The 26,018-nt window shown below is 71.0% G+C and carries 29 protein-coding genes and 1 tRNA gene; 13 read left to right on the forward strand and 17 right to left on the reverse strand.

The window, feature by feature from the left end; all coding sequences use genetic code 11:
* Positions 1-86 precede the first annotated feature (86 nt).
* The 6 genes from tmk to ACWD6N_RS03340 all read left to right on the forward strand — a co-directional run bounded on the left by tmk (position 87) and on the right by ACWD6N_RS03340 (position 6,211).
* Entirely contained in the window at positions 87-2,345 is a 2,259-nt protein-coding gene (tmk, locus tag ACWD6N_RS03315) for a dTMP kinase (protein ID WP_354964358.1), read from the forward strand.
* The gene (locus ACWD6N_RS03320) at positions 2,345-3,610 is read left to right on the forward strand and encodes a DNA polymerase III subunit delta' (protein WP_354964359.1); all 1,266 of its coding nucleotides are present in this window, start codon (positions 2,345-2,347) and stop codon (positions 3,608-3,610) included. Before tmk ends, ACWD6N_RS03320 begins: the two co-directional genes overlap by 1 nt.
* Positions 3,611-3,755: 145 nt before the next feature.
* Positions 3,756-4,085, forward strand: coding sequence for a YbaB/EbfC family nucleoid-associated protein (locus ACWD6N_RS03325; protein ID WP_053659404.1), 330 nt, complete (start codon positions 3,756-3,758; stop codon positions 4,083-4,085).
* Between the two features lies 1 nt (position 4,086).
* A complete protein-coding gene (locus tag ACWD6N_RS03330) occupies positions 4,087-4,392 on the forward strand; it encodes a hypothetical protein (RefSeq protein WP_450004385.1) in 306 nt (101 codons plus the stop codon).
* Positions 4,392-5,072, forward strand: a complete 681-nt coding sequence (locus ACWD6N_RS03335; RefSeq protein WP_354964361.1) for a hypothetical protein — start codon at positions 4,392-4,394, stop codon at positions 5,070-5,072. The genes ACWD6N_RS03330 and ACWD6N_RS03335 overlap by 1 nt, the downstream gene beginning before the upstream one ends.
* A 299-nt stretch (positions 5,073-5,371) precedes the next feature.
* Positions 5,372-6,211 carry a PSP1 domain-containing protein gene (locus tag ACWD6N_RS03340; RefSeq protein WP_354964362.1) on the forward strand — a complete coding sequence of 280 codons (840 nt, stop codon included), beginning with the start codon at positions 5,372-5,374 and terminating at the stop codon, positions 6,209-6,211.
* 24 nt (positions 6,212-6,235) lie between these two features.
* Here ACWD6N_RS03340 and ACWD6N_RS03345 read toward each other — a convergent pair whose 3' ends face one another.
* On the reverse strand, positions 6,236-7,912 hold the full coding sequence (locus tag ACWD6N_RS03345; RefSeq protein WP_354964623.1) for a metallophosphoesterase family protein: 1,677 nt from the start codon (positions 7,910-7,912) through the stop codon (positions 6,236-6,238).
* 233 nt (positions 7,913-8,145) lie between these two features.
* Between ACWD6N_RS03345 and ACWD6N_RS03350 the strand changes: the two genes are divergently transcribed.
* A tRNA-Thr gene (locus ACWD6N_RS03350) sits at positions 8,146-8,219 on the forward strand.
* Between the two features lie 95 nt (positions 8,220-8,314).
* Here ACWD6N_RS03350 and ACWD6N_RS03355 read toward each other — a convergent pair.
* A complete protein-coding gene (locus ACWD6N_RS03355; protein WP_450004386.1) occupies positions 8,315-8,836 on the reverse strand; it encodes a hypothetical protein in 522 nt (173 codons plus the stop codon).
* Between the two features lie 269 nt (positions 8,837-9,105).
* Positions 9,106-9,327 carry a winged helix-turn-helix domain-containing protein gene (locus ACWD6N_RS03360; RefSeq protein ID WP_450004387.1) on the reverse strand — a complete coding sequence of 74 codons (222 nt, stop codon included), beginning with the start codon at positions 9,325-9,327 and terminating at the stop codon, positions 9,106-9,108.
* Positions 9,328-9,492: 165 nt separating this feature from the next.
* Here ACWD6N_RS03360 and ACWD6N_RS03365 point away from each other — a divergent pair, with 165 nt between their 5' ends.
* The 3 genes from ACWD6N_RS03365 to ACWD6N_RS03375 all read left to right on the forward strand — a co-directional run bounded on the left by ACWD6N_RS03365 (position 9,493) and on the right by ACWD6N_RS03375 (position 10,742).
* Entirely contained in the window at positions 9,493-9,648 is a 156-nt protein-coding gene (locus tag ACWD6N_RS03365) for a hypothetical protein (RefSeq protein ID WP_450004388.1), read from the forward strand.
* A complete protein-coding gene (locus ACWD6N_RS03370) occupies positions 9,648-9,962 on the forward strand; it encodes a hypothetical protein (RefSeq protein ID WP_450004389.1) in 315 nt (104 codons plus the stop codon). Before ACWD6N_RS03365 ends, ACWD6N_RS03370 begins: the two co-directional genes overlap by 1 nt.
* 324 nt (positions 9,963-10,286) lie before the next feature.
* Positions 10,287-10,742, forward strand: coding sequence for a hypothetical protein (locus ACWD6N_RS03375; RefSeq protein ID WP_450004390.1), 456 nt, complete (start codon positions 10,287-10,289; stop codon positions 10,740-10,742).
* A 52-nt stretch (positions 10,743-10,794) separates the two neighbouring features.
* Here the strand turns inward: ACWD6N_RS03375 and ACWD6N_RS03380 are convergent, their stop codons facing one another.
* Positions 10,795-11,118 (reverse strand): hypothetical protein, encoded by a 324-nt coding sequence (locus tag ACWD6N_RS03380; protein WP_450004391.1) that lies wholly within the window; start codon positions 11,116-11,118, stop codon positions 10,795-10,797.
* A 180-nt stretch (positions 11,119-11,298) separates the two neighbouring features.
* Between ACWD6N_RS03380 and ACWD6N_RS03385 the strand changes: the two genes are divergently transcribed.
* A complete protein-coding gene (locus ACWD6N_RS03385) occupies positions 11,299-11,754 on the forward strand; it encodes a hypothetical protein (RefSeq protein WP_450004392.1) in 456 nt (151 codons plus the stop codon).
* Positions 11,755-11,947: 193 nt separating this feature from the next.
* Positions 11,948-12,244: a hypothetical protein gene (locus ACWD6N_RS03390; protein WP_450004393.1), complete on the forward strand. Its 297-nt coding sequence runs from the start codon at positions 11,948-11,950 to the stop codon at positions 12,242-12,244.
* Positions 12,245-12,662: 418 nt separating this feature from the next.
* Here ACWD6N_RS03390 and ACWD6N_RS03395 read toward each other — a convergent pair whose 3' ends face one another.
* From ACWD6N_RS03395 to ACWD6N_RS03410, 4 genes are all read right to left on the reverse strand, one after another.
* Positions 12,663-13,808, reverse strand: a complete 1,146-nt coding sequence (locus ACWD6N_RS03395; protein WP_450004394.1) for a helix-turn-helix domain-containing protein — start codon at positions 13,806-13,808, stop codon at positions 12,663-12,665.
* Positions 13,786-14,403 carry a hypothetical protein gene (locus ACWD6N_RS03400; protein WP_450004395.1) on the reverse strand — a complete coding sequence of 206 codons (618 nt, stop codon included), beginning with the start codon at positions 14,401-14,403 and terminating at the stop codon, positions 13,786-13,788. Before ACWD6N_RS03400 ends, ACWD6N_RS03395 begins: the two co-directional genes overlap by 23 nt.
* A 69-nt stretch (positions 14,404-14,472) precedes the next feature.
* A complete protein-coding gene (locus tag ACWD6N_RS03405; protein ID WP_450004396.1) occupies positions 14,473-14,748 on the reverse strand; it encodes a hypothetical protein in 276 nt (91 codons plus the stop codon).
* Between the two features lies 1 nt (position 14,749).
* Positions 14,750-15,025 carry a hypothetical protein gene (locus ACWD6N_RS03410; protein ID WP_450004397.1) on the reverse strand — a complete coding sequence of 92 codons (276 nt, stop codon included), beginning with the start codon at positions 15,023-15,025 and terminating at the stop codon, positions 14,750-14,752.
* On the opposite strand from ACWD6N_RS03410, the gene ACWD6N_RS03415 reads away from it, so the two are divergent.
* Positions 15,017-15,340 (forward strand): hypothetical protein, encoded by a 324-nt coding sequence (locus ACWD6N_RS03415; RefSeq protein WP_450004398.1) that lies wholly within the window; start codon positions 15,017-15,019, stop codon positions 15,338-15,340. The two genes, ACWD6N_RS03410 and ACWD6N_RS03415, sit on opposite strands and share 9 nt — an antisense overlap.
* Here ACWD6N_RS03415 and ACWD6N_RS03420 read toward each other — a convergent pair.
* From ACWD6N_RS03420 to ACWD6N_RS03460, 9 genes are read right to left on the reverse strand one after another with little or no spacing between them, the layout of a single operon-like run.
* The gene (locus tag ACWD6N_RS03420; protein WP_450004399.1) at positions 15,337-16,041 is read right to left on the reverse strand and encodes a hypothetical protein; all 705 of its coding nucleotides are present in this window, start codon (positions 16,039-16,041) and stop codon (positions 15,337-15,339) included. The genes ACWD6N_RS03415 and ACWD6N_RS03420 overlap by 4 nt on opposite strands.
* On the reverse strand, positions 16,038-16,352 hold the full coding sequence (locus ACWD6N_RS03425; RefSeq protein WP_450004400.1) for a hypothetical protein: 315 nt from the start codon (positions 16,350-16,352) through the stop codon (positions 16,038-16,040). Before ACWD6N_RS03425 ends, ACWD6N_RS03420 begins: the two co-directional genes overlap by 4 nt.
* 32 nt (positions 16,353-16,384) lie before the next feature.
* Positions 16,385-17,257, reverse strand: coding sequence for a hypothetical protein (locus ACWD6N_RS03430; protein ID WP_450004401.1), 873 nt, complete (start codon positions 17,255-17,257; stop codon positions 16,385-16,387).
* Positions 17,254-18,291 (reverse strand): hypothetical protein, encoded by a 1,038-nt coding sequence (locus ACWD6N_RS03435; protein ID WP_450004402.1) that lies wholly within the window; start codon positions 18,289-18,291, stop codon positions 17,254-17,256. The genes ACWD6N_RS03430 and ACWD6N_RS03435 overlap by 4 nt, the downstream gene beginning before the upstream one ends.
* Positions 18,279-20,819, reverse strand: coding sequence for a hypothetical protein (locus ACWD6N_RS03440; RefSeq protein ID WP_450004403.1), 2,541 nt, complete (start codon positions 20,817-20,819; stop codon positions 18,279-18,281). The genes ACWD6N_RS03435 and ACWD6N_RS03440 overlap by 13 nt, the downstream gene beginning before the upstream one ends.
* Positions 20,820-21,464: a hypothetical protein gene (locus ACWD6N_RS03445; RefSeq protein WP_450004404.1), complete on the reverse strand. Its 645-nt coding sequence runs from the start codon at positions 21,462-21,464 to the stop codon at positions 20,820-20,822.
* Complete coding sequence (locus ACWD6N_RS03450; RefSeq protein ID WP_450004405.1) at positions 21,461-22,591, reverse strand: hypothetical protein; 1,131 nt, start codon at positions 22,589-22,591, stop codon at positions 21,461-21,463. Before ACWD6N_RS03450 ends, ACWD6N_RS03445 begins: the two co-directional genes overlap by 4 nt.
* Complete coding sequence (locus ACWD6N_RS03455; protein WP_450004406.1) at positions 22,591-22,965, reverse strand: hypothetical protein; 375 nt, start codon at positions 22,963-22,965, stop codon at positions 22,591-22,593. Before ACWD6N_RS03455 ends, ACWD6N_RS03450 begins: the two co-directional genes overlap by 1 nt.
* A complete protein-coding gene (locus tag ACWD6N_RS03460) occupies positions 22,947-26,018 on the reverse strand; it encodes a hypothetical protein (RefSeq protein WP_450004407.1) in 3,072 nt (1,023 codons plus the stop codon). The genes ACWD6N_RS03455 and ACWD6N_RS03460 overlap by 19 nt, the downstream gene beginning before the upstream one ends.

A 26,018-nucleotide genomic window follows, 5' to 3' on the forward strand; every position in this document is an offset into this window, starting at 1 on the left:
GGTGCCTTCGGCGGCCTAGGCTCAGCGAGCAGGAGAATGTCGCGAGTGGGATGGCTCCCCACCGGGTCTAGAGTGTTCCACCGGGAATGCCCAGCGATGGGCCGGCACGTGGAGGTACGGCCATCGAAAGCCAGAACAGCGGCGAGTCGCACGGCGTGTCGCGCTCCGGAGGCCAGCCGGGCAACGCCGCCAACCAGTCCGGCGGCAGCCAGGTCGATTCATCCGGCTACGCCGCCATCCGGTCAGTGCTGCGCATCCGGCCGTTCCGCCGGCTCTGGATCGTGCTCGGCGCGGCCTCCTTCGGTGACTGGCTCGGCCTGCTGGCCACCTCGGTCTTCGCCGCCTCCCAGGTGCAGGGCAGCACTGCCCAGGGCGCGGTCTTCGGTGGCGTCATCGCCATCCGGCTGCTGCCCGCACTGGTGCTCGGACCGATCGCCGGCGTCCTCGCCGACCGGTTCGACAGACGCTGGACGATGGTCATCTGCGACCTGCTCCGGTTCGTCCTGTTCGCGTCCATCCCGATGGTGGCGCTTGCCGGCGCCAGCGGCGCGGTGGTGGTCCTGTGGGCGACCATCGCCACCTTCCTGATCGAGTCGATCACCCTGATCTGGATCCCGGCCAAGGAGGCCGCGGTCCCCAACCTGATCCCGCGCGCCCGGCTGGAGGCGGCCAACCAGCTCACGCTGATCACCACGTACGGCCTGACCCCGGTGCTCGCCGCGCTGGTCAGCGCCGGTCTGGACCGCAGCGTCCGGGGCGTGACCGGCGGCAACTTCCCGGACTGGGCCGAGCCGGCCCAACTGGCCCTCTGGTTCAACTCCCTGTCCCGGCTGGCCACCGCCCTGGTCGTCGCGTTCGGCATCAGGGAGATCAGCCAGGGGCAGACTGCCGAGGGCGACCGCCACGAGCAGAGCATGCTGCGCCAGTTCAAGGAGGGCTGGCAGTTCATCGGCCAGACCCCGCTGGTGCGTGGGCTGGTCCTCGGCATCCTGGGCGCGTTCGCCGGGGGCGGCATCGTCATCGGCACCGCGAAGTTCTTCGCCAGCTCGCTGGGTGCCGGTGACGCCGCGTTCTCGCTGCTCTTCGGTGCCATCTTCGTCGGCCTGGCACTCGGCATCGGGCTCGGCCCGATGATCGTCAAGGAGATGTCCCGGCGCCGCTGGTTCGGCATGAGCATCGTGCTGGCCAGCGCCGCCGTGATGACCCTCGCCTTCGCCATCCACCTGTCCATGGCGATCGTCGGCGCGGTGCTGGTCGGCGCCGGCGCCGGGATGGCCTTCCTGGCCGGCACCACGCTGCTCGGCGGCGAGATCAGGGACGAGGTGCGCGGCCGGGTCTTCGCCGTCGTGCAGATCGGCACCCGGCTGGTGCTGATCCTGGCCATCGCGCTGAGCAGCCTGCTCGCCGGTGTCGGTGGCTCGCGCAAGCTGGAGATCGCCGACCTGGGCCTGTCCGTCTCGTCGACCCGGCTGCTGCTGCTCGCCGCCGGGGTCGCCGGCATCTTCGCCGGGATCAGCGCGTTCGGTCAGATGGACGACAAGAAGGGCGTCCCGGTCCTCGCCGACCTCTGGGGCTCCATCCGGGGTCGCCCGCTGATGCCGGCCGAGCCGTTCGTCTCCGCCGGGCTCTTCGTGGTCTTCGAGGGCGGTGAGGGCGCCGGCAAGTCCACCCAGCTCGCCGCGCTCGCCGAGCGGCTGCGCGGCCAGGGGCGCGACGTCGTGGTCACCCGCGAGCCGGGGGCGACCGGGGTCGGTCAACGAATCCGGTCGCTGGTGCTGGACACCTCCGGCGACGAGGCGCCCTCGCCGCGCGCCGAGGCGCTGCTCTACGCCGCCGACCGGGCGCACCACGTGGCCGCCGTGGTGCGACCCGCGCTGGTCCGTGGCGGCGTGGTGATCAGCGACCGGTACGTCGACTCGTCCCTGGCGTACCAGGGCGCGGGGCGGACACTCCCGGTCGACGAGGTCTCCTGGCTCTCCTCCTGGGCCACCGGCGGGCTCAAGCCCGACCTGGTGGTGCTGCTGGACGTCGAGCCGCAGACCGGCCTGTCCCGGGTGGCATCGCGCAGCGCGGGCGTCGACCGGCTGGAGGCCGAGTCGATCGCGTTCCACGAGCGTGTCCGGTACGCCTTCCTCGACCTGGCCGCCGCCGACCCGAAGCGCTACCTGGTGCTCGACGGGTCCCGACCGGCCGAGGAGATCACCCGGCAGGTGGTCCGACGCGTCGAGGAGATGCTCGGAAATCCGGGCGGCATCGTGCACCCCAGGCCGGCGCAGGGTCCGGACACCTCGGTGCAGCCGGAGTTATCCGACGCGGAGCTGGTGACGATGGAGCATCGAACCTGATGCCGGAGGTCTTCGCCGACCTGGTCGGTCAGGACGAGGCGGTGACCGAGCTGCGCCGGGCCGCCGCCGCGGCGGCGGCCGTGTTGCGCGTGGGCGCGGCCGACCGTTCGCCCGCGCTGATCGCCGCCGGCCCGGCCGGCACGGACGGCGGGGCCGGTGCACCGGCCCGGGTCGACCCGAGCGCCGGGATGACCCACGCCTGGATCTTCACCGGGCCGCCCGGCTCCGGCCGCTCGGTCGCCGCCCGCGCCTTCGCCGCCGCCCTGCAGTGCGTCCACGGCACCGGCTGCGGCGAGTGCCCCGGCTGCCACACCACGATGGGCGGCACCCACGCCGACGTCCGGATGGTGGTGCCGGAGGGGCTCTCCATCGGCGTCGGCGAGATGCGCGCGCTGGTGCTCCGCGCGGCCAGCACCCCGTCCGGCGGGCGCTGGCAGGTGGTGATCATCGAGGACGCCGACCGGCTCACCGAGGCGGCTGGCAACGCGCTGCTCAAGGCGATCGAGGAGCCCCCACCGCGTACCGTGTTCCTGCTCTGCGCCCCCTCCACCCACCCGGACGACATCTCGGTGACCATCCGGTCGCGCTGTCGCGTCGTACCCCTGCGGCAGCCGCCGGCCACGGCGGTGGCCGAGGTGTTGGTCCGTCGGGACGGCATCGCCCCCGACGTGGCGCAGTGGGCGGCGGCGGCCGCGCAGGGGCACGTGGGTCGGGCCCGCCGGCTGGCCCGCGACCCGGAGGCCCGCCAGCGGCGCGAGGCGGTGCTCGCGGTGCCTCGCCGGCTGACCGGCGTCGGCGCGGCGTTCGACGCGGCGTCCGCACTGATCGAGGCGGCCGAGGCGGAGGCCGAGGCGTCGGTCACCGAGGCCGACGCGACCGAACGGGCGGCGCTGGAGACCGCGCTCGGCGCCGGCGGCACCGGCCGGGGCGCGGCCGGCGCGATGCGGGGCGCCGCCGGGCAGCTCAAGGAGCTGGAGAAGCGGCAGAAGTCGCGGGCCACCCGGGCTCAACGGGACGCGCTGGACCGGGCGCTGGTCGACCTGGCCGGTTTCTACCGGGACGCGCTCACCATGGCGCTGCGCGCTCCGGTCGCCCCGGTGCACACCGACACCGCCGTGCTGGCCGGCGCCGGGGCACAGAAGTGGGACGCCGAGGGGTCGCTGCGCCGGCTGGAGGCCGTGCTCGCCTGCCGGGCGGCTATCGAGGCGAACGTCAAGCCACGGATCGCCGTCGAGGCGATGATGCTCGCCCTCTGGAAGGGCTGACCCGCACCCTCCGTGCCGTGGTCCCGCCCGCCGGACCGGTCATCCACAGGCATCGACACGCGCGATTGCTGTGCGGTACGGTCCGGTGTGCTGTTGTGACGGTGACGGCACGCTCAGTGATGGGTCATCCGGGAGGAGTCGGCCGATGCCGCGGGGGGAGATCGACGAAGCCTGGATCGAGGAGGCGGTTCGGCGCTACCGCCGGATCGAGTCGCTCCAGGCCGAGTTCGACCAGGCGGTCTCGACCGTCGAGGTCACCGTCCGCTCGCCGGACGGGCTGGTCGAGGTGGTGGTCACCGCCGGTGGGCGGATCACCGACGTCCGGTTCCTTGGGCCGCTGCACAGCCGCAGCCCGCGAGACGTGGCCGGCTCCGTGCAGGCCGCGGTCACCGCCGCGGCCGACGCCGCCGAGTGGGCCCGGGAGAAGCTGCACAACGAGACGTTCGCCGCCTACCGACCGCTCGCGGGGGCCTGAGATGGACACACTGCGCGCGCTCTCCGCCCGGCTGGACGAGGCGAGCACCACGCTCACCGCCCTGTCCCGCACGGTCACCGCCAGCGATCCGGTCCAGGCAGCCTTCGGCACGGACGCCCCGGGGCGGCCCGGCGAGATCGGCCGCGCCCTGCACCGGCAGTGGACCGCCGCCACCGACGACCGGGCCCGCGAGGCACGCGCCGCCGCCGGTCGGCTGGCCGCCGCCGCCTCGGCCGTGCGCGAGGCCGCCGACCGCTACGGCGAAGTCGACCGGGCCGCCCGCCGCCGCATCACCGGGGAGCCCTGATGGACCCGCTGGACCGGCTCGCCGAGCCCGGCCTGGACCTGCTGCGCCGGGTGGACACACTGCTGGCCGCCGGGGTCCCCGAGGGGCACCGGGTCTGGCCGCTGCTGCGCCGGATGCAGGTGCTCCCGGGCGACGCGGTCCGCGGCTTCCTCGACCTTCATCCGGCGCCGCTCGCCGGCGCCGGGCACGCGGTGCGCCGGCTGGTCCGGGGGTACGACGACGTCTCCGCCGCGCTCAGCGACCCCGTGCTCTGGTCCGGCCCAGCCGCCTCGGCCTACGGGCAGGAGCGGGCGGCACTGCTGCGCCACCTCGACGAGGGGCCGGAGAGCCTGGTCGGGCGCCTGGAGTCCACGGCCGGATACGCCGACGCCCTCGCCGACTGGGTGGAGGGCACCCGGCTCGCCCTGGCCCGCACCCTGGCCGACATCCTCCGCTCGGCCGAGGCGGTCGCCGTGGTCGCCGCCACGGCCACGGGCATGCCGCTCCGGCCCGGCCCGGTGGGGCCGGGCGTGGCCGATGCGGCCGAGATCGCCGCGCGGGTGCTGGCGGTGCTCTGCGTCGCGTACGACGGTGCCGAGACGCTGCTGCACCAATGGGCGCCGAGCCTGGCCGAGTCCGCCTGGCGGCCGCCGGTGGACGGTCGACCCCGGCACGACCAGACCACCCAGGTCGGCTGGTAGCCGGCCGACCGCGCCCCGGACAGGCCACGGCGTCGCCCGCGGGCGCCCGGCCTGAGCCGGCACCGACGGCGACGCCGTGGTCTTCCCCCTGCACCCCCCGCAGGTCTGCCTCCACTCAACGCCGCCCGGACGCGTTTGTCCCCTACTGCGGCCAGGATTCAACCGTCCGGGCGAGGAGCAACGGCACGACGGGTGGCCCTGCCATCGGTCAAGTCGACGGTCATGGATGGCAGCGGGCGGTAGTCGCCCGGCGACGGCCGACGCGCCCTCCGGCGGTGATCCGTCGTAGGGTGGGGTGCATGGGCATGCTCTGCGCGGTCAGCTTCAACCGGTACGGGCGCCTCTACTACCTCGACCCCGGCGAGTTGCGCCCGCAGGTCGGCGACAAGGTGCTGGTGCCGACCGACGACGGGCCCGAGGTGGCCGAGTGCGTCTGGGCCGCACAGTGGGTGACCGAGGAGACCGAAGGCTTCCCCCGGCTGGTGGGGCTGGCCGGCGACGACGATCTGCGCCGGGACGAGGCGCTGCGTCGGCGCAAGGCCGAGGCCAAGGTGGCCGCGAAGCGGCTGATCCGCGCGCACGGCCTGCCGATGAAGGTGGTTGCCGTCGACCACGTGCTCGGCTCCACCGAGGGTGGCGGCGAGCGCAGCACCGTCTACTTCACCGCGCCGCACCGGGTGGACTTCCGCTCCCTGGTCCGTGACCTGGGCGCCACCCTGCACTGTCGCGTCGAGCTGCGGCAGCTCTCCGCACGGGACTCCGCGCGGGTGCAGGGCGGGATCGGCTCGTGCGGGCGGGACCTGTGCTGCGCCACGTTCCTCACCGACTTCGAGCCGGTGACCATCCGGATGGCCAAGGACCAGGACCTGCCGCTGAATCCGCTGCGCATCTCCGGCGCGTGCGGCCGGCTGATGTGCTGCCTGAAGTACGAGCACCCGCTCTACCAGCGTTTCCAGGAGACCGCCCCGACCGTCGGCAGCCGGGTCTCGACGCCGGAGGGCGACGGCCGCGTGGTCGGCCACAGCGTCCCCCGTGACGCGGTGACGGTCCGGCTCGACGCCGACGGCTCCCGCTGCTCCTGCTCCCGCGCCTCCGTCTGCGCCCCCCGCCAGGCCCACGACCAGCACTACACGTCCTGACCCCGCAGGGCCCCGTCCGACCGGTCAGTGCAGGACTATGGGGGGTTCGGCCAGGCGGGGGGTCAGGGGGGACTTCGGGGTCAGCCAACTGGCGGTGGGGGACTGGTCGGGGTTGACCTGCCAGTCGCGGGAGACCCGGTCGACGGCCACCGGGTAGATGGTGAGCGTGCCGTCGGGGTCGATGCGCAACCGCAGGAACGCCTTCGAGTCCTCGATGCCCTGACCGGCGAAGAGTTCGTTGACGTTCACCCCGAACGACCCCGCCACCAGCAGGTACGCCGCCACCAGTTGACTGGCCAGCAGGCCGCTCACCGGGCCGTAGAGCACCGCCGCGGCGACCACCGGCAGCGGCCACGGCCAGTCGTAGAGCGGCAGCGCCAACCAGGCCCAGGTGCCGGCGGCGGCCAGCCCGACGTGTGCCAGGCCGTGGCTGACGCCGAGGATCCAGTGCCGCGCGTGCCGCTTGCCGCTCGCGCTCGGCGGTTTGGCGAACAGAGCCGCCGCCAGCACTGTCACGAGCAACATCAACACCAGCGGTACGGTGAACAGCCGCTGATCGGTGGCGTCCGCCCAGTTCGCGGCCGCGCCCGCCATGGCCAGCATCAGCAGCGTGTGCAGGGTGCCGAGCAGGGTGGTGAAACCGGGGTTGCGGAACGGCAGCCGGGGGAAGATGCCCCAGCCGTAGCGGCGCGAGCGGGCCGCGTCCGGATAGCGGGCCACCAGGTCGTACGGCTGGGCACGGCTGGCCCGCCGGGCCAGGGTGTCCCGCGGCGGCACCTCGATGCGCTCCGGCAGCTTGTGCGTCGGGTAGAGGTACGCCCCACCGCCGCCGCAGGTGATCAGCTGCCGGGTCGGCCCCGCGTAGCGGGCGTAGTGGTGCAGGTCGCCGGAGAGCAGCAGACGGACCTGCGCCCCGGTCGGGTCGATGATCGTTCGGATGAAGTAGTCGACCGAGTCGTACGCCGTCGGATGGTCGGCGGCCTTGACCCAGGCCGGCGCCGGCGTCGCGATGATCACCTTCGACTCCGGGCCGAGCCGCCGGGCCACCTCGTCGAAGTACGCCAGCTGCGGGTCGTCCAGGTACGAGCCGGACTGGTCGTCGACGCCGAGCAGCCACCAGCCGGCCGGCAACTCCACGGCGAAGTACGAGCGCGACTGCCCGGTGCCCCAGCCGCCGAAGTGCCGGTCCCTGGAGCGGACGAACAACCGCAGGAAGGCGGTCAGGCCGTCGTACCAGTCGTGGTTGCCTGGCACCGCGAAGAGGGTGGGCCGCTCCGGCGGGGTCGCTGGCAGCGCGGCCTGGTAGGGGCCCTTGCAACGATCCTCGTACGAGGCGTAGGCCGCCGACGGGTACACCTGGTCGCCACCCATCACCAGGGTCTGCGCCCGGGGCAGCCGGTGCCCGTCCACGGTCAGCTCCGGCTGTGCCAGCAGGTACGCCACCGAGTAGGTGGCGTTGAAGCCATCACCCAGGTCGGCCACGTAGTCGAGCCACAGCCCGCCGTCCGGCCCAGCCTGGCGGAAGGCGTCGTCGCCGAACGCGTTCTGCAACTCGCGCTTGTCCAGGTACGCCCCGAAGAGCATCGCCAGCAGCGTCCGGATGCCGGTGCTGATCAGCAGGAACGGGGCCAGCCACGGCACCGGCTTGCGCGGCGTGAAGCCCAGCTCCAGCGGGTCGGTGGTGCGGGGCCGGTGGGCGATCCGCTCCCCGGCCGGCGGGCCGTCGGGACGTCCGTCCGCCGGGTCCTGCTGGTCGGGGCGGTCGAGGGGGGCGTGATCGTCGCTCACCCGCCGCAGCGTAGTACCGACCCGGATGATCCGCTGTCCGGTAAACGTCCAGATGACGGCGGTTGTCCGGTTGATGGCAGCGGGCGGGGAGGGGGGCACCCCGTTCGGGCGACGGCTGTGGGGGTGCCGTACACTTGACGATCGTTGCCGCCTTAGCTCAGTCGGCTAGAGCGACGCACTCGTAATGCGTAGGTCGACGGTTCGATTCCGTCAGGCGGCTCGGCAACGCGAAGGCCCCGTGACCAGGCGAAACGCCAAGGTCACGGGGCCTTCCTCATACCCGCCCGAAGATCAACAGTGTGCGGAACCGTGTACTCAGTTGTCCGACGGCCCGCCGTCGAGGCCACTCAAGTCCTCCAGGACGTCGCTGTACACGGTCCAGTACTCCGACCGGCCACCCCGCTGCGACCGGCGCGCCTTGTCGTCGACGCGCGGCATCGTCGGCACCGTGTCGCCCTGCGCGGCCTGCATGGCCTGCGACACGTACATGTGCCCCACTGCCGGGCACCCGGGCCGTCCGGCGGCCTGCTTGCGCAGCTGGTCCACCTGGCTGGTCAGCTCCGCCAGCCGGTCACTCACCTGCCGGCCGTCGCCGTCCCGGCGGACACGCCGCTCCGCCGACCGCACCAGATAGCCAGCCATCCCCGCCAGGAACGTCGCCCCCGCGGCGATGTACGCGCCGTGGTTGATGTCCACCGGCTGGGTCTGGTCGACGAGGTAGGCGACCGCGAACCCGGCGCCGGAGGCGATGCCCACCACCAGCCAGCCATGCTCGGCGCCGAAAATCGGCGGGTCGTCCCGGTCGGATGGTCGCAGGGTGCAGCCCCACTGGCTCATCGGCGCTCAGCTCCTTAACAGATCCTTAAGGGCTCCGATGAGACACCCGTTCGAGCTGCGGGGGGAAGACCTGCGTAGGTGGTGGGGATGAGGCCAGGCCCGCTCCTGCGCTGGCCGGTGGACCGTGGAAGTTCCACGTGTTATGAGCGCGACCGAGCGTGAGGGCCGACTGCTGTCCGGCCCCTTACACCTCACGGATTGCGACCGGCCGATTGCCGAACGGCCGCCACGCTGAGGAGTTACGCCGTCGCCCGATGTCGCCGATCCCGCTAGGAGTTACGTTCCTGGCGATCTTCTACGAACACTCCCGCACCGGGCACTCCGTACGTCAATCCCCGGTCCCGCAACATCCGCTGCACCTGGGCGACGGTCCCCATCGACACCGAGTACAGGTCGGCCAGCTCGCGATTCGACGGAAGTTTGGTGTGGGGCGCGTATTCGCCGGACGTGATTCGGGCGGCTAAATCGTCCGCGATCTGCTCGTACGTCATCCGGCGGGCGGGTGCCATTGCGCGTTTTTCTCCTGAGCTCACGGGCTCCGGAATTGCACCATGTGGACACTCGGGCGGCAATGACCTACCTGCTAGGGCTGTACAGGCTGCACAGGTTAGATAGGCTGCATAAGGTGACCGCCTGAGCCGGGAGAGTGATCACCGATGGTCTGGCCCCTCGCACGACGCACCCGCAGACAGCCCGCGCCCCCACGCGGACCCGCGATCCAGAGCCGCGAACAACAGGCCGCGAAAAGCCGCCTGCTCGCCCTGGCCGCGCAGCGCCAGGCCGCCCACCTCTACGACGGGCTGACCCGGTGATGGGTGAGGTCCCCACGACGATCCGCGACGCCACGGCCAGGCGGGCACGGGTCGCGCTGCGGGAAATCGCCACCATCGAGGCCCGGCTCGCCGACGAGCACGTGCCGCGCCGCCCGGAGTGGGAGTGCCGGACCTGCGACGCCGGTACGTCCTGGCCGTGCGCGCCGGCTCAGGTGCGACTGGCCGAGACGTACCGCCGGGACCGGATCGGCCTGTCGATGCACGTCGGAAGCCTGCTCTACGTCGCCTTGCAGGAGCGGCCCAGCGAGGACGCGAGCGACCTGTACGAGCGGATCGTCGGGTGGATCCGGTAGCCCCTGCCGTGCGGGACTCGCGGTGCCTCGGCTGCGCCGACACGGTCCTCGCCACGAGCGTCCACTTGTGCGGCGGCGACCGGATCCCGTCGGCCGAGCTGGGCTGGCGGTGCGTCTGCCCCGAGCCGGAGTGCCGCCGCCGGCAGCAGGGCATCTGGCCGACCTCATCAACCGGAAGGACACCGAGATGACACTGAGACTGTTCGCCGCGGCCGCGGCCGGGGGACTGGCCCTCGGCGTAGCGGCCATCGTCGCCACCGTCGAATGGCTACTCCCGGCACTGGGCTACTGACGGCATTGACAGCCGGGAGTACGTTGCCGGACATGACGCACCCCACCGACCCGCGCGCCGAGCAGCCGGGCATCCCGCAGCAGGCCGGCGGCGCGCCGAGTGGGTTCATCACCACCGAGGCTCCCGCCGCCACGCCACCCCGACGGGAAGCCCGGCGCTGGCCGTGGATGGCCGCTGCGGCGCTCGTTGTCCTGCTCGCCGCCGGCGGGGTCGCGTACGCGCTGATGCCCACCGACGAGGACGAGGCCGTCGACCGCTGCCAGACGGCGATCTCGGGCCAGCTGAAGTCCCCGTCGACCGCCAAGTACGCCGACGGCGTGACGGTCACCGGCGAGGACGGCAACTTCGGCACCTACTACGAGGTGAGCGGTGAGGTTGACGCGCAGAACGGGTTCGGGGCGCTGGTGCGCGGCGACTACCGGTGCAAGGTGCAGCGAGAGAGCGGCGGCGGCTGGCTGGTGACGGAGTCGTCGTTCAACCAGCGCTGACCGCAGACGCAGAGAATCGGCCCGCCACCTCCGAAGAGGCGGCGGGCCGCGGTCAGTTGAGCAGGCCGGGGGCGCCTACGCACACGATGAACAGCACAATCACAGCGCCGACGATCGCCGTCTGCGCGAGCGTCATTGACCGCTTCACCACCACCCCGGCGGGCGTCGGCGTGATAGCGGCGGCGGTCCACCGTCCGCGTTCTACGAACACACGGGTGCGGTGGCTGCGCGGTGTCACCCGGAAGCCGGCTGCGGTGGCGGAGGCGACGGCTTCATCCATGGGGATCTGCCACGCGCCGGTGTAGACCCTGCCGTCGGTGAACGGGCCGCCCTCTGGACGGGTTGGGTCGGCGGGCATGTCGGGGCTGGCGGTCATTGGGCGCTCCATCGATTGGCGCGGGGGGTCGGGTAGCCGGTCACTGTAGCGTCCCTGACCCGCGCAAACGTCCCCGCTGATCCCAGCGACGACGAGTTGCGGTGTTACGTCGACACGCCACAGCGTCGGCAACCCGACGACGCACCAGCGCCCTTGCCGCCGGCCGGTACGGTGCGCGGCATGACCCGCACCCACCTCGCCGCTGCACTGGCCCTGGCCGCCATCGCGCTGGCCGGCTGCTCTAGCGACCCCGAACCGGCCCCAGCCGCAGCCGTCAGCGCCGCACCCGCCGCCCGCGTCGTCACCGGAACGCTGATGCTCGGCGACCCGGACGGCGTCGCGTGGGACAGCACCACCGGATGCCGCGGCTCCGGCGGGTACGACGACATCGCACCCGGCGCGCAGGTCGTCATCACTGACTCGGCCGGCGCTACCGTCGGACTCGGCAAGCTGGGCAACGGCGTGATGGAGACCGCCCCGGGCGCGACCACCGCCGATGGCTGCAAGTTCAACTTCACCGTGAAGGACGTGCCCACCGGGAAGAACTTCTACGGTGTGGAGGTGTCGCACCGCGGGAAGGTTCAGTACCCGGAGCAGCAGCTGTTCGGGGCCTTTGCGCTCACTCTCGGCGGCTGACTCGCAGCAACGAAGCGCCCCCGCCGGCCGTAGCCGAGCGGGGGCGTTCCTGCTTGGTCGGCGCTACCCGGGACGTCACCGGGAGCACCGCGCCGACGATCCTACTCGGAGCGGACCCGCAGCTGAGGTCCCGGAGACGACGACACGCCCCCCGCCCGGTCGGATGGCCAAGCGGGGGCGCTCTCGTCTTGCGGTGAGGGATCAGGACCGGCCGAGGTCCGGCCGGGTGGTGTGCCTCGCCCAGAAGCCGGCGGCGAACGCGCAGATGCCGGTGACGGGCCAGGCCGACGAGGCCGACGAGCGGCAGCGGCACGTCCGGCGCGGCGGCGCGGAACCACAGCTCGTCGATCGCCCACAGCACGGCCGGGGTGATGACGGCCGCGCTGCCGCCGGCGCGCCGACCGTCGCGGCCTTCACCTTGGACTCGATCGGCCGCGGCGCTGCCGCCGGCACGGAGTGGGAGCTCGGACATCCCTTAGGGAACGTTTAGGGACGATGACGGCAGGAGTGATGTAACGGCACGGAAACGGGCGACGCCTACCGGTGGAAGGCCGAGGTGCGCGACCTTTCGGCCGGGCGGGACCGCACGACCCCCGCGGTTCCGCCCGGCTCACAGCCGAACAGCCCACCGCGACACCCTCATCGGAGGCACTGCACGATGGTCAACTCGAATTCGCACCACCCCCCGCCGCGTTGGCCCGGGCAGAACGGGGTGGCTTCGCATCCAACATGGAACCTGCCGACTCAGCCTCTTCGGCCGCAGCCGCAGCGCTCCGGTGAACGGTGGCCGTACGTCATGTTCGGCGGAGTCACCTTGCTGCTCGGGGCCCTTGCCACGCTGGTTGTCGTCTTGGCCCGATGAACCCGTCCGAGGCCGGGCCGCGCGGTGGATGTCTGCTCTCGCCTTGCTAAACGGACCTGAGCCGCGGCCGCGTCGGAATTCGCGAGACGTTGGATGGTGGATCGGTACGTCCGCGAGGTGTAGGGCTTCCATCCGATGGGGGCGGCGCCAGCGACCGCAGCACAACGGCACTGAGACCGAGTTCTGCTGCGACCTTTTGATATGGCACTGGGTTTCCAAAACGCTTGGCCAGCAGGCGCCACACGAGCATTGGCTCCTCCAAGTGCACATTTACAGGTTCGTTCTTGCGCCAACCGCGGGCAGACAGTTGCTTGAACAGCGATGTTTTCCGCCGATCATCGATCATTCCGAGGTGGCCACCTCTCATGATCAATGCTTGGATCGATATGCCCCACACCCTCTTGACCTCGACCAAGTCGCTCAGATTCACACCGTCCGCGAAGATCGACCTGGCCCGCTCGTCGGGAAGCAGGATCGCGCCTGCAAGCTTATTTGCCTCGCCCTCGGGATCAAACACAGTTCGACGGCGGGAATGCAGAATCAGATGAGCCAGCTCGTGGGCAACGGTGAATCGCTGGCGATCTCCGGACCCCCCGGTGAAGACTCCCACCAGAGCCCCATCGCCAGGCCCTGGCCAGTGCGACACTCCGAAGTGACCGATGGCTTCATCTTCAGCCGCATGATCGCCGGGAAGGGTCAGCGGAGTGACTGCTACACCGGCACGCTCGACCGACCGTGTCAAATGACGGACCGGGCTATCGCCACCGATCTGGAGCGCCTCTCGTGCCTCAAGGGCTAACCGCTCAATATCTCGATCGGTCACCTCCCCTGTCGCCACTGGCAATTCAGGGAGGGGGTAGCGGGCCGTTGAGAGCAGGTCACCAACGACTCGATACGCCTCATCAAATAGCGCCTTGACTCGCTTGGTGTCACTCTGCCGCGCCGTCGCCAACTTTCGGAACCGTAGTGTCCCTAGCGGTAAGTCCGGCGGTAGAACGTCGAAGAATGACCGAGGCGTGCCAGTGGCCTGAGCGATTGCATCCAACAGTTCATCGGTGGCGGGGCGAACGCTCAGTTCGACGTCAGAGATGATGGGTTGCCGGATGCCAGCGGCTCGCGCCAGCTCGACCTGGGAAATCCCGAGTAGACGCCGCAGGGATCGGATTCGCTCACCAGCCATGGGCGAGGTCATCGTTGGTCCCTTCATCGCCGAAGTCAATCGGCAGAGTGATTGCGTTGTCGTCCGGCACGAATTCGAGACTGGAGAGGTCTGTGCTGGCGCGAGGCAGGTCGAAGTCGACATCGGCCAGGTGTTGCTCCCCGTAGGACCAGGAGCCGGTCGGCCGCACCATGCGGAACCCCGCCTCGCCTGTCTTAGGGTCAACCGACCACATCACCAGCAACCGGCTGGTCTCCACACCAAAGAGGTCGGCTGGCGGGTTGCGGTAGTAGGCGACCCGCGCGCGGTTGCTGCCCGGTGCGGGTACAAGGTTGTCGGGCGCCACATGCAACACCTTGGCGCACATCAGGTTGCGCCGCAGGAGAAGCTGTCCGTTGTTCTTCGTCTGGGCCACCTGCCAGCCGCCGAGGTCCGCCGCGCGAAGGAGCCGACGACTGTGCGCCCGGGTAAGGTCGGTCCGCTCGCGCCGGTAGCACGAGTCGGTCATGTCGTACTCCGTGAAGTGGTTCAGCGCGATGTCGGCTGCCTTCTCCACGCACCGGTGCAGCGGCTCGCAGAGCGGTCCAACGGCTTCGACAACGGCAGCGACGTCCTCGGGTGTGGCCATGCGGGGGATATTATCAGGCCGATTTTCACACCGCGAGCCCCCGCGCTCATCGCTTCCAACGCGCGTTCGTCACCCGATCGGGCGATCGGCGGACCGTTCCGTCTTCGGCGCCGCAGCCAGCGGCGGGAACACCTGCTGGAAGAAGGCGTTCACCGATGGCACCGCCAGCACGCGGGTGATCGCGCCGGCGACGGCGAGGATCGCCGCTACCCACGCCACCCGCTCGACGCCGGCGGCCTTCGCCGCCTCGGGCAGCATGATGGCCACCGGGGGGATGTACGCGACGATGGTGCGCAGCACCGCCCGCCACGGGTAGCGGGCCTGCGTCGGCTGGAAGTTCTGCATGTCAGCCCTCCGCCGGGGTGAAGTCGACGTAGTAGAACTGGCCGACCTCGAACTGGGCGTCCGGGTTGTCGACGTTCATCTTCAGCTCACCCCACGGGGTGGCCTTCGTGAACCGGGCGTTCTCCGGGGTGCTGGTGTCGTAAACCGGCGACAGCTTGTAGCTGCGCGAGGTGTTCGCGTCGGTCGGGTCGCCGTTGAAGGTGACGGAGTTGCAGCGGAACTTGGCGCGGATCGCCACGGTGAGTACCTCCTTGGGTACGGTCGTCGGATGGTGCATGTGCCTTCGCTGCCGGCTTATGACCGGCTCGTGCTCGCCGGGCTGTCCGGGGTAGCCGGCCGGTACGGCAACGGCAGCGACCGAGACACCCCGCGCGATCAGGCGGTCGCCGCGGTGCGCGAGGTGTCCACTGACCCGCGGCTGCTGGGAATCCAGGCCGGGGTGGCGATGGCCGACCCGCAGGGCATCAGCGGGCCGACGGTGGAGCTGCTCCAGGCGGCCGGCGCCGACATGGAGGTAGCCGCGCAGCACGCGGCCGACGTGCGGGCGAGGTTCGAGCAGGCCGGCATCCGGTACGACCGGACGCCGGACTAGTCGGCGACGCAGGCCGCGATCCGCTGCGCCCCGTCGGTGGTCACGACCGTGACGGTCTCGGCGTGGGTTCCGTCCGGGCACCACGGCAGCGGATGCGCCTTCAGGTACGCCTCCACCTGGTCGGCGACCTGCTGAGGCGTCGCCCCCGGGCCCTGCTCGCCCGGGTCTCCCTTGTCACCCTTCGGCCCAGCCGGCGGCGGGTTCGCCGTCAGGTACTCGCGCACGGCAGCAGCGACCTGCTCCGGGCTCGCGTCCCGCCCGTCTGTACCGTCCTGGCCGTCCTTCCCAGCCGGCGGCGGGTTCTCGGTCAGGTAGTTGATGACGGCCACGGCGATCTCCGTCGGGTTTGGATCGCGTGCCTTCGGCGGGTTGCGGGCGAAGTAGCGCTCGACCGCCGCCCGCACCTGCTCGTCGGTGGCATCCTGGCCTCGCGGCCCCTGCGGCCCCTCCGGGCCGGTCACGACCTGCGGATCGCGGATGATGTCCTCCGCCGCCGGCGCGACCGGCTCCTGACCGGAGTCCTGCGCCTGCCGCCGCTGCTGATCCAACGCCACCGCCAGCGCGGCCACCTGGGCGCGGGTCACCCGCACATCGTGAGCGATCCACCCGACGACCACGGCCACCAGCACGGCGACCGCCGCGACGCCCAGGCCGGCACGCGACACGATCCGCCGGCGGGGCCGACGGTGCTCGGCGATCACACCGGCCCTCGCAGGCTCAGCACCAGCTGCACGACAAGGGCCAGCACCGCGCTGATTACAGCACCGACAACGAGCCGCCGGTCGGCGGTTCGGCGCTCGTCGGCGGCCTTGATCGTCGCCCCGAGCTCCGCGATCGACCTCTCCATCGTCAGCATCCGCGCCTCCGTCAGTCGCTGGTCGGCTGCGTAAACCTCGCGGAGCACGTACGCGTCTTGGCGCCGCCGGATCTCCGCCAGATCTTCCTGGATGTCGTGCCGCATCGCGGCGATCTGCCGGCCGAGCTCGGCGTTGGTGATGTCGTCGCCGGCCACCGGCGGCCTCCCGTGCTGGTGGTGGTGGTGCGTCAGGCCGCAGTGGAGTCGTCGGCGAGCTTCTCGCCGATCAGCCGGACTACCTCGGCGGCGTCCAGCTCCCCGGAGTTGCCCTGGCGGACCAGCTCGGCCAGCTCGGCGCGCTCGGCGGCGGCGACCTGGTCCCGTGCCACCTCGGCGGTGGCCACCTGCTCGATGCGGGCGAGGATCGCCTTGGTGTCGACGCCCTTGACCGCAGCGAGGATTGCCTCGTCCAGCAGCCGGCCGCGGTACGCCTCGGAGTTGATCGACACCAGGAACGTGGCCACGCTGACCTTCGTCTTGGTGATCGGGTTCTCGATGAGCTTCGGGAACAGCAGGTCTTCGGCGGACACATCATCCTCCAAGAGTCCGATGGTGGTCAGGTAGCGGCGGAACAGCGGGGTCAGGTCGCGGCCTGCCTTGATGGCGTCGCGGTGGAAGCTGAAGTGGGTGTGCCAGCGGTGCGAGCTGTCGCCGCTGCTGCGCTTGCCGAGGCGGTCCCACCGCTTCACGGTGTTTCCGTCGGGGCTGTAGATGATCTCGCGGATGTCCCGGGTGTCGGCCGCGTTCGCGACGCACTGCCCGACGCACCAGAGCGAGAAGCTGGACAGCGTGTGCGTTCGGCCGCCAGCGGTCACCGAGAAACCACCCACGTCCAGGGCGCTGGCGTAGTCGGTGAGGCCGGCCTTGTCCCGGGGTGACTCCACCACCGAGTAGTCGTTGGTGACGGTCCGGTCCGAGCCGCAGTGGTAGCCGCCGCGGTGGAGCGGATCGGGAACGATGCCGGCCTCAGCCGCGTCCAGATCATCCGGACCGGGCGCGTTGTCGAGGTGGGTCAGCAGCAGGGAGCGGACGGCCAGCAGGTTGGCGGGTGCGCGCGTCACTGCGGCACCTCCGCCCAGTACGGTGTCGACCCGCGCCGCGACCACTGCACCAGCAGCTTCCCCGACACCGTCGGGATACCCGGGGCGGCACCCGTCAGGTACGAGTCCAGGCCGCCAACCGTCAGCAGGTTCTCCCACGTCCACGGCCCCCACGGGGTGGCCGCCGTGTACCGGCCCAACGTGTCCGCCAGCTCCCCGCCCGCTTTCGTGGTCACAGCCCAGGTGCCGTCGGGCCGCTGGTGCAGGGTGTAGCCGGAGGCCGTACCGTGCGTCGGCGCGCCCCCGGTCGGGATGGTGGCCACGGCCTGGTCGACGTGCGCCGACCAGCTGCTACCGGTCCACACCTCCCACCGGTGCGGCACCCCGAGCCGGGCCAGCGGTGCCCGGGCCACGTAGCCGCCGTCGCGGGCGTGGAACTGGTCCGGCCTGTCGAGCACGCCGTGCACGTACATCCAGGTGCCGTCCGTGGCGATAGCGGCGGACCACTGCACCGCCTCGTCACCGAGCAGCGACGACGGCGTCGGCCAGTAGTGGGCGAACAGCGGATCCGCGCCGGCGGGCAGGTCGACGACGGCGCCGTAGGCTCCCATCGCCGTCCAGGCCATCTCGCCTGACACGGGCAGCACCCGGGAGCCGATGACATACGCCCGGCCGTCGGCGACGACGAACTGGTTCGGCCAGAACTCGCCGCCGTCCGGCCATCGCGGGAAGAAGTGCCCGCCCGGCCACGGCGACTCCACACGCCGCTGCGTACCCGCCTCCCAAATGACCGCGGCGTTGTCGTACACCGGCCACACCTGCCCGTCCTGCGCGATGGCGTCACCGGTGAACGACAGCCACCGCCCGTCAGGCATGCGGGCGGTGCGGAACCCGTCGAAACCGTCGCCCAGCCCGTCGATCATCTGCGTGCGGGCGTTCATGTCCTCCGCGCTCGTCGCATCGGCGGGCACGGTCGCGGAGCCCAAGGCCGGCTTCGTCTTAGGAGTCAGGTCCCCGGTGGTCGCCATCTCGTTGTCCTCTCTCACGCGGTCCACGGGCCGAAGGCACTGGCACCGCTGGCGGCGCGGACCACAGCCCGGTACTCGTAGGGGATGCCGGACACCGCACGCCAGTCGTCGACGACCGCGCCCGACGGGAGGCCAGCGGCGATACGCACCCCGTCGTTGGGGTCCGCGACCCGGATCCGCAGCTCGTCGACGTACACGATGTCGGTGACGGCCGGCGTCGAGCCGACACCTGCGCACAGGGTCATCTGCGTCGCACCGGCCGGCGCAGCGGCCAGCTGCGAGCGGGCCCGCCACACCCCAGCCGCCGGCGGCAGCACCGTGGTGATGCTCGACCCCACCAGCCCGCCGCCGGCGTTGTACCAGCGGATGAACACCGCGGTCGGCTTGTTCGCGGTGACCGCCCGCGCCCAGCCGTACGCGTCGTAGGTGACGCCCTCCACGCAGGGCAGCTTGATCGACTCCGCGTAGGCCATGGCCGACACCCCGTCGGGAATGACCTTGTACGACCAGCTGCCGCTCTGCGCCTGCTCCGTCGACGCGGCGCCGACGCCGCCCACCGCCGGCCCCCAGCCGGCTGTGCTGCCGGCCTCGAAGCCGGGGTTGCCGTTGAGGATCGGAGTAAGCACCGGCCGGCGCCACAGGTCTTGCTGCACGAACACCGGATCAACGCCGGCGGGCGCCGGGTTGGAGATGGCCACCCGGATCACGCCGGACTCCGGCAGCGCGGTCGCGGCCAGCGACGCGCGGGGCGGCTCCACGAACGCCACCCCGAAGTTGACCTGGATCACGTCGGAGGCCAGGCCCTCCGCGTTGCGGGTCTGCACCTGGACGCTGTAGTTGAACCCGTTCGCGACCACCCACGGGATTCGGTACGAGGTGTCGGTCCCGCCCCGCCAGCCGGAGTCGTAGAGCACCCCACCGAAGATGATGAGTTTGACCCGGTACTGCGTCTGCTCGGCGACCGTCCACGCGGTGGTCACCGTGTCGGTGGTGACAGTGCCGCCCTCAACCGGCGAGGTGATGACCGGGTTGACTTTGCCGGACGGCACCAGCACCAGCGCATCCGAGTAGGCGGATCCGTTGGCGGTGGAATCCCACACCTTGATCTTGTAAGAGTGCGGGGCGTCGGAGGTCACCCCCCACCCGGCCGCGAGGGACCGGGTGATGCTCATGCCGGTGTTCTTCACCTCCGCCGGCTGCCAGGTGTTGTCCGACGCGCGCAGGTACTGGATGGTGCCGGCGCCGATCTGCCGGGACAGCGCCCACGCCGACTGGATGTCGACCGGGTCGGGGTCGGTGAACGTCCACTGCAGGTTCACGGGGGCGCTGACGTTCGCGGCGGCACCGTTGTCGATCCCGATCGCCACCGTGTCCCACGCGGGGGTGTCCGGCGGGTACGACACCACCTGGGGGGTCGAAACGATCGTGTTGGGTGAACCGGCGTGCGCGGTCAGCACGTCGTAGCGGGCGTTGCCGTACGTTGACCGGCGCACCGAGTAGTTGTTGCCGGTCGTCCCGAGGATCGCCGTCGCGGACACCTGCGCCCAGCTGGTCCACACCCCGGTCGCCCGCACACGGTCGACGAAGTACAGCACCGTCGAGCTGGTGCCGACGGCGTAGACCCGGGTGTCACCCGACCGGTCATAGGACAGGGTGCAGTTGCGGATGTTCCCGGCCGGGTGCGCCGGGGTCTGCCGCACCGACGTCACGGAGTTGGCCCGGTTGCGTTCGAGGATCTGCACCCGGTCGGTGGCGGTCGGGTCGGGCGTCGCGACCATGAACCGATGCCCGTCCCACCGGCCAGCGATGTGGTCCTGCGCCGCCAGGGTCGCTGGGTTGACCCGCACCGGGGAAACCGGGCCCGCCCACGCCCCGTTGCTGTAGGCGAGCTTCGCGATGTAGACGTCGGTGCGGCCCCACGTCACCCACAGGTGCGCCGGGTAGCCGCTTTTGCTGTCCCCGACGTGCTCGATCTCCATCGACGGGGTGATCCGCCCCGACCCGGTGGCGAACCACCAGCGGGTGCCGGTCAGCATGACATTCGACGCCGTGTGCTGCCCGCGGGCGTTGATCGTCGCGCCGACCAGCACCACCCCGTGCGTGGCGCCGACGGTCGTGCCCATCGCCACCACCACGTACCGGTTGGTGCCGGACGCCGCCGACTGGATGTCCAGCCCGGTGTAGACGGACCCGGCCGCTCCTTCGTTACCGGCCGACGCGAGCAGGATCTGCGGGCCGATCTGCAGCGGCGGCCCGAGGTAGAACCGCTGGAAGTAGACGCGGTCCTGGCTGCTCTCCGCCGTGCGGAAGCACCAGTAGATCATCCCGTCCGACGGGATGAGCAGCGAGCCGATCTCCTGCACATTCGCCCGGACCACGGAGGTGAGCGTCGACCAGTTCGCGCCGCCGTCGGTGGAGCGCCGCAGCTCGTACGTGTCGGCCGCGGTGGCCTTCACCATCGCGAACAGGTGCCCGGTGCGTGGGCTGCGGTCGATCAAGGTGGTCGACGGCCAGATCAGCGGCGTCAGGCTATTAGTGGTGGCGACGGTCCCCATCTAGACGATCTCCTCCCACTTGATCTTCCACGAGTCGTCGGCCACGGTCCGGACCGTCTGCGCGGCGACGTCCGTGCGCCCGTACACCTGCACCGTGTACCGCTCGGCGGGGATCGCGGGCAGTGTCGCGAAGCTGCTGAAAGGGTTGCGGTCGTTGGCGTTGGTGAACGTGAACTTGTCCACGTCGTAGCTCACGCCGTTGATCCGGACGCCGTAGAAGAACCGGCAGAACGTCGCGGTGCTGCGGTACGCGCTCCCGTGGATAGTCACCCGCATGCGGGTGGCGTCCAGCTCCTTCGCCACCGGGAATGACGCGCCGACCAGGTCGGTGTTGACGGTCGTGAAGGTGGTGTCAGCGGGGCTGGCAATCTCCAATGTCTCCACGTTCGGACCGGCCGCCGCGGCGCCGAACGAGGCGACGACCACCCACTCGGAACCGAACAGCGTCAGGCTGACCCGGTCATCCGCGTGCACCCGCACGTTGGCGGACACCTTCACCGGCACGGCCAGGGTCGACCCGTCGAGCGTGACCATCGCCCGCGGCCCGGACGGGTCACGGGACTGGACGGTGCCCATCTTCGTCACCGGCGACGCGTGCGCCCGGATCCGCTGGTCGATGATTTCCAGCCACCGATTTAGGATCATGGCTCCAGCACCGTCCACTCCTGCGACATGTCGCCGCCGGTCAGCGGCAACGTCCACTGCGTGCCGAGCACGGCGGTGACCGGCCCGATCTCCGGGTCGTCGAGAGCGATCCGGTCGAAGTGCCAGTGCAGCGGATTCGGGGCGGTCGTGACCGGGATCGTCGTCGTCAGCCGCAGGTCCGCGTCAACCAGCTGCTCGGCGAGGGCGACCAGCGACGCCTGGTCCGCCGCGTCGACGGCCTCGGTGCGGGTGATGATCCGACCGCCGCGGCCCTCGACGCTGGTGTCGCCGAGCCGCTCGTTGATGTAGGTGTACATGCCGTCGCCTTCCACCGGTGGCGGCCCGTCGATGTTGTTCTGCCGGTACACCACCCACCGGTTCGGGGCGTTGAAGTAGTCCCGCTCGATGGCCCGGTCGGCCAGCATCGACGTGAGCGGACCCGTGTCGTACACCCACTCCGGGACGCGCTGGATCGGCGACTCGTAGGGGTGGCAGCGCAGCCGGCCATCCCAGTCCGACCAGATGCCCGCGTACCCGACGGCGGAGAGCAGGTCGTTGACGACGGTCAGCCAGGTCGTTTTGGCGTCGAACGGCCACACCCGCGCCGCCGGCAGTGTGAGGCCGGCGGCGGTGCGGTCGATGACGTGCTGGGTGTAGCCGCGCTGCACCAGGATGTCCTCGACCGCGGTGAGGTATCCGATCCCCGCGTCGACCGCGTACGCCTCACCCACCGGGTCGTTCAGCCCGTGCAGGATGTCGTAACAGTCCACGTCGTGGCTGGGCACTGACCGACCCACCTGCCGCCGCTGCGTGTTGGTGTAGTAGGCGCCGAGGTTGAACCGGGCGAGCAGCTGCCCGTCGCTGATGGTCATGAAGGGACGGACGATCGCCCGCGGCCAGTCCAGATCCCGGGAGATCGTCAACCGGGCGGTGCCGTGCAGCGTCGCGGACGACGCCCGCGACACCTGCCCACCCGACAGGTCCGCGCTGATGTCCTCCAGCACCCCCAGGTCCTGGTCGAGCAGCTCGGCGCCGTAGCCGATGATCAAGCCGGGCGCGTTCTGCACCAGCCCCACCACCTCATCGACGGTGAGCTCGTCGCGGGGAACCGCCGTCAAGGGTTGCATCACACCCCCTCGGCGGCCGTGACCATCCGCAGCGTCAGCCCCACGTCGTAGCGGGCCGCGTCGTGCACGTACTCAACCTGCGGCACGTCGTAGATCACGCCGAACTCCCGCTGCCCGCGGTGGTCGCGGACCTGCACCAGCACGCCCTCCCAAGCGCGCAGCGTGTCGATGTCGGCCAGGGTCAGCCGGCGGAGGGTGAACGACCACTCGCCCCGCTCACCCTCCACCGCGATGGACCGCTGCCGGCCGCCGGCGTACGCGCGCACCTCACCGGCGATGCCGTGCGTCCGCGACCGGTCGATCGAGTACGCGGACACTGCCTCACCGGAGTCGACCCGGTTGACCCACATGCGGGTCAGACTGACGCTGGCCATGTCCTCCCCAGTTGCCGTAGCCCAGTGACCTGACCGTTCAGCTCCCGGCCGACGCCCGGGGCCACCCGGTCGACGGCAGTGATCAGCTTCTCCAGCCGGTCGACGACCTTGTCCATGATCGGCGCGGGGGTGACCGGCTCCGGCCTGCCCGTGCCGTTGTAGATCGGCGGATTCCAGCCCGGCATCAGGTAGCCGCCGTTGTCCATCGCCACGTGCAGGTGGTTGCGGTGCAGCGGCAACTGCGTCGGCATCGTGGTCTTCCGACCGCGGGTGACGGCGTAGTCCCGGTTCCCGGTGCGGTGGATCAGCTCCAACACCTTCGACTGCCGGGCCATGAAGAACTGCGCCAGGCGGTCCTGGTTGTAGCCCATGAAGTCGACCGCCCGGCCGGAGCCGTGCCACAGCGGATCGCCCGGCCGGTAGGCGTTCCCGAACGTGTACGGGATACCCGACCCGCGGACCATGGCCATGATTCCGCGCCACACCCCGGAGTCACCGCGCTGCGACGACGGCGACGACGGCCAGGCCCCGAACGCCGGCGTCACCTTGCTGGCCACCTCCGCCCGCGACGGGATGCGCGTGCGGTCGACGTCCGTCTCCATCGGCATCCGCTTGCCCCAGTCGCGGCCGTGCAGCCGGTCGATCAGCCCGCCGGTGGCGTAGCCCTGCAACGCTTCCTTGGGGATCTGCCGGTGCCGGATCGCCTGCATCGCCGCGACACCGTAGTAGTCGACCGCGGGGACGGGCTGCATGAACTCACCCGGCGCGGCGATGATGGGCTCAGAGTCGACACCCTTGATCCCCTGCCCGGTGATCTCGCCGCCCTCGCGCTTGAAAACGCGCGGGTCACCGGCGTACCCGCCGAACACATCCGAGCGGACCTGCGACAACGTCCGGCCCGTGGCCAGCGACCGTTGGAAGATGTACAGGTCGGTCAGCACCCGGCCGACCCGGTCGATCCCGTCGACCAGCAGGGCGGTGGTCTTCTTCGGCGGGATGTTCCCGTACGTGCCGATCAGCTTCTCGGTCTCGGTCTTGTTGAGCTTCAGCTGACCGGCCTCGGTACGGATCGCCCCGGTGCGCTTCTCGTGCTTCTTGCGCGCCTCGTCGACGGCCATGCCGGCCTCAATGTCGGCGTAGTACATCTCCCCGGACTTGGTCAGCAGCTCCTGCAGCGCGTCCCGGTTCGACCGGCCCGCCTTCGTGTGCAGGTCAAGGTTGTTCTTGTTCTTGCCGACCTGGTCGGAGTTGCCCTTCACCGTCTCCGACAGGGTGTCCCAGGACGCCTCATAGGATTCGTTGGCCTCGGTCTGGCTGATCACCGCACCGAACATCCGCTCATGCGCCTGCCGCAACGCATCCGCGACGGTCGTCTGGCGCACCATCGCCCCGGACACGGCGCCGCTGCTCACCATCAGATCGTTCAGCGAGTCGGCGCCGATCTGACCGAGCGCCTTGTAGCGGGCGCCGGCAGCGTCGAGCTGCAGCTGCAAACCGGCGACGTCTTCCTCGGTCGCGGCCATCGCGTCAGCGGACAAGCCCATGGCGCGGGCCACCGCCTCGGTCTGGGAGCGGAACTTCCCGGAGGCGTCGGCGGCCGCGATCTGCGCGTCGGTCATCCCGGCGAGCTTCAGCGTGGCGAAGTCGGACGCGTCGGCGGTGCCGAGGCCCGCCTTGCGGTACGCGTCGGCTTCCTTGCTGCCAGCCCGAAAGCCGTCAGCGGTCAGGTCGAGTTGGATGCCGAACTGCTTGAGCACACCACCGGAGGACATCCAGTCCTCAAGCCAGTACCGGCCCCGGTCGATCGCGTGGTCGACCTCATCCGCCCAGCCCTTCACCGTCGCCCCGGCGTGCACGATGCCGCCCGAGACTCGGATGAAGTTCGCCACCCCCTCGGTCAGGTCGTTCACCGCAGACGCGGCCTCGTCGGCGTCACCCGCGAGCAGGGAGAACGTGTCGCCGGTCGCGTCGCCGATCCGGTCAAGGCTGGCACCGAACGCGGCGACGACCGGGTCGGCCTCGTCGACAGCGTCGGCGATCCCACCGATCAGCGCCCGACCACCGGCGGCCGCCCCAGCCGCGAGGGGCTCAACGAACCGCGACGCGGCGAAAATCCGATCCAGGTCCCCGCCGAGGCTGCCCCACCCGGCGCGAATGTCAGCGATCCCGCCCAGCATCACCGGCACGAAGTCCGCCGCCCGGTCCTCCAGATCACCGAGGATGAACTGGCCGAGCTCCATCCCCGCGATCTGCACCCGGCGGTCCCGCGCGGCGAGGATCGCCCCACCGACGATGCCGCCCGCGCCAGCGCCGCCGACCATCGCCGACGCGAGGATCCCGGACAGCAGCGGCGCGGCCACCAACCCGGCCGCGCCGACCGCGACGAGCATCGGCGGAGACAGCGGAGCCGACGCGAGCAGCGGCCCGACCCGGGCGATGAACCGGGCGCCGAAGCCGTCGGCGGCGTCGTCGCCCACGTCCCCGATCTGGTCCCGCAGCCGGGCCAGGTCGTTACGCGCGGACGTGGCGTCCATGCGCACCTTGACGTTGCCGGCGTCCTTGGTCAGCTTCTCCAGCTGCTCGTCGACCAGTTTGATCGCCGCCAGGGCGGCCTTCGGGTCGGCGTCGACGGTGACCGGCGGGTCGATGCCCAGCGACGCCAGCCGCTTCTGCAGCTGGTCAACCTGCCGCTGCGCCGGCGACGGATCCGCCTCGATCTTGACCGGCTCGTCGTCGACCTGGCCGAGCTGCTTACGGAACCGCTCCAGCTGGGTCAGCGCCCGCTCGGTCCGGACCCGCATCTCGACGCTGTCCGCCTCGCGGGACATGACCCGCAGCCGCTCTCGCGTCGTCTCGATCGCGGCCAGGGCCGACGTGGGGTCGGCCTTGACGTCGACCGGATCAATGTCCAACACCTTGAGGGCGTTGTTGAGCTGCGACGCGAAGCCCTTCGCCGCCTTCGTCGCCTTGACCTTGACGTCGCCGGACAGCTTCGAGTCGTCCGCCCGCAGCTCGAGGTAGGCGTCCGACAGCTTCTTACCCCTGGCCGCCAT

It is taken from the genome of Micromonospora sp. NPDC005163, from assembly GCF_053599835.1.

Excerpts from the sequence above, each read along its gene's own strand:
- tmk (WP_354964358.1), top strand. The coding sequence starts at position 87 with ATGCCCAGCGATGGGCCGGCACGTGGAGGTACGGCCATCGAAAGCCAG.
- ACWD6N_RS03320 (WP_354964359.1), top strand. The coding sequence starts at position 2,345 with ATGCCGGAGGTCTTCGCCGACCTGGTCGGTCAGGACGAGGCGGTGACC.
- ACWD6N_RS03325 (WP_053659404.1), top strand. The coding sequence starts at position 3,756 with ATGCCGCGGGGGGAGATCGACGAAGCCTGGATCGAGGAGGCGGTTCGG.
- ACWD6N_RS03330 (WP_450004385.1), top strand. The coding sequence starts at position 4,087 with ATGGACACACTGCGCGCGCTCTCCGCCCGGCTGGACGAGGCGAGCACC.
- ACWD6N_RS03335 (WP_354964361.1), top strand. The coding sequence starts at position 4,392 with ATGGACCCGCTGGACCGGCTCGCCGAGCCCGGCCTGGACCTGCTGCGC.
- ACWD6N_RS03340 (WP_354964362.1), top strand. The coding sequence starts at position 5,372 with ATGGGCATGCTCTGCGCGGTCAGCTTCAACCGGTACGGGCGCCTCTAC.
- ACWD6N_RS03355 (WP_450004386.1), bottom strand. The coding sequence starts at position 8,836 with ATGAGCCAGTGGGGCTGCACCCTGCGACCATCCGACCGGGACGACCCG.
- ACWD6N_RS03360 (WP_450004387.1), bottom strand. The coding sequence starts at position 9,327 with ATGACGTACGAGCAGATCGCGGACGATTTAGCCGCCCGAATCACGTCC.
- ACWD6N_RS03365 (WP_450004388.1), top strand. The coding sequence starts at position 9,493 with ATGGTCTGGCCCCTCGCACGACGCACCCGCAGACAGCCCGCGCCCCCA.
- ACWD6N_RS03370 (WP_450004389.1), top strand. The coding sequence starts at position 9,648 with ATGGGTGAGGTCCCCACGACGATCCGCGACGCCACGGCCAGGCGGGCA.
- ACWD6N_RS03375 (WP_450004390.1), top strand. The coding sequence starts at position 10,287 with ATGACGCACCCCACCGACCCGCGCGCCGAGCAGCCGGGCATCCCGCAG.
- ACWD6N_RS03380 (WP_450004391.1), bottom strand. The coding sequence starts at position 11,118 with ATGACCGCCAGCCCCGACATGCCCGCCGACCCAACCCGTCCAGAGGGC.
- ACWD6N_RS03385 (WP_450004392.1), top strand. The coding sequence starts at position 11,299 with ATGACCCGCACCCACCTCGCCGCTGCACTGGCCCTGGCCGCCATCGCG.
- ACWD6N_RS03395 (WP_450004394.1), bottom strand. The coding sequence starts at position 13,808 with ATGACCTCGCCCATGGCTGGTGAGCGAATCCGATCCCTGCGGCGTCTA.
- ACWD6N_RS03400 (WP_450004395.1), bottom strand. The coding sequence starts at position 14,403 with ATGGCCACACCCGAGGACGTCGCTGCCGTTGTCGAAGCCGTTGGACCG.
- ACWD6N_RS03405 (WP_450004396.1), bottom strand. The coding sequence starts at position 14,748 with ATGCAGAACTTCCAGCCGACGCAGGCCCGCTACCCGTGGCGGGCGGTG.
- ACWD6N_RS03415 (WP_450004398.1), top strand. The coding sequence starts at position 15,017 with ATGGTGCATGTGCCTTCGCTGCCGGCTTATGACCGGCTCGTGCTCGCC.
- ACWD6N_RS03410 (WP_450004397.1), bottom strand. The coding sequence starts at position 15,025 with ATGCACCATCCGACGACCGTACCCAAGGAGGTACTCACCGTGGCGATC.
- ACWD6N_RS03440 (WP_450004403.1), bottom strand. The coding sequence starts at position 20,819 with ATGGGGACCGTCGCCACCACTAATAGCCTGACGCCGCTGATCTGGCCG.
- ACWD6N_RS03445 (WP_450004404.1), bottom strand. The coding sequence starts at position 21,464 with ATGATCCTAAATCGGTGGCTGGAAATCATCGACCAGCGGATCCGGGCG.
- ACWD6N_RS03450 (WP_450004405.1), bottom strand. The coding sequence starts at position 22,591 with ATGCAACCCTTGACGGCGGTTCCCCGCGACGAGCTCACCGTCGATGAG.
- ACWD6N_RS03455 (WP_450004406.1), bottom strand. The coding sequence starts at position 22,965 with ATGGCCAGCGTCAGTCTGACCCGCATGTGGGTCAACCGGGTCGACTCC.
- ACWD6N_RS03460 (WP_450004407.1), bottom strand. The coding sequence starts at position 26,018 with ATGGCGGCCAGGGGTAAGAAGCTGTCGGACGCCTACCTCGAGCTGCGG.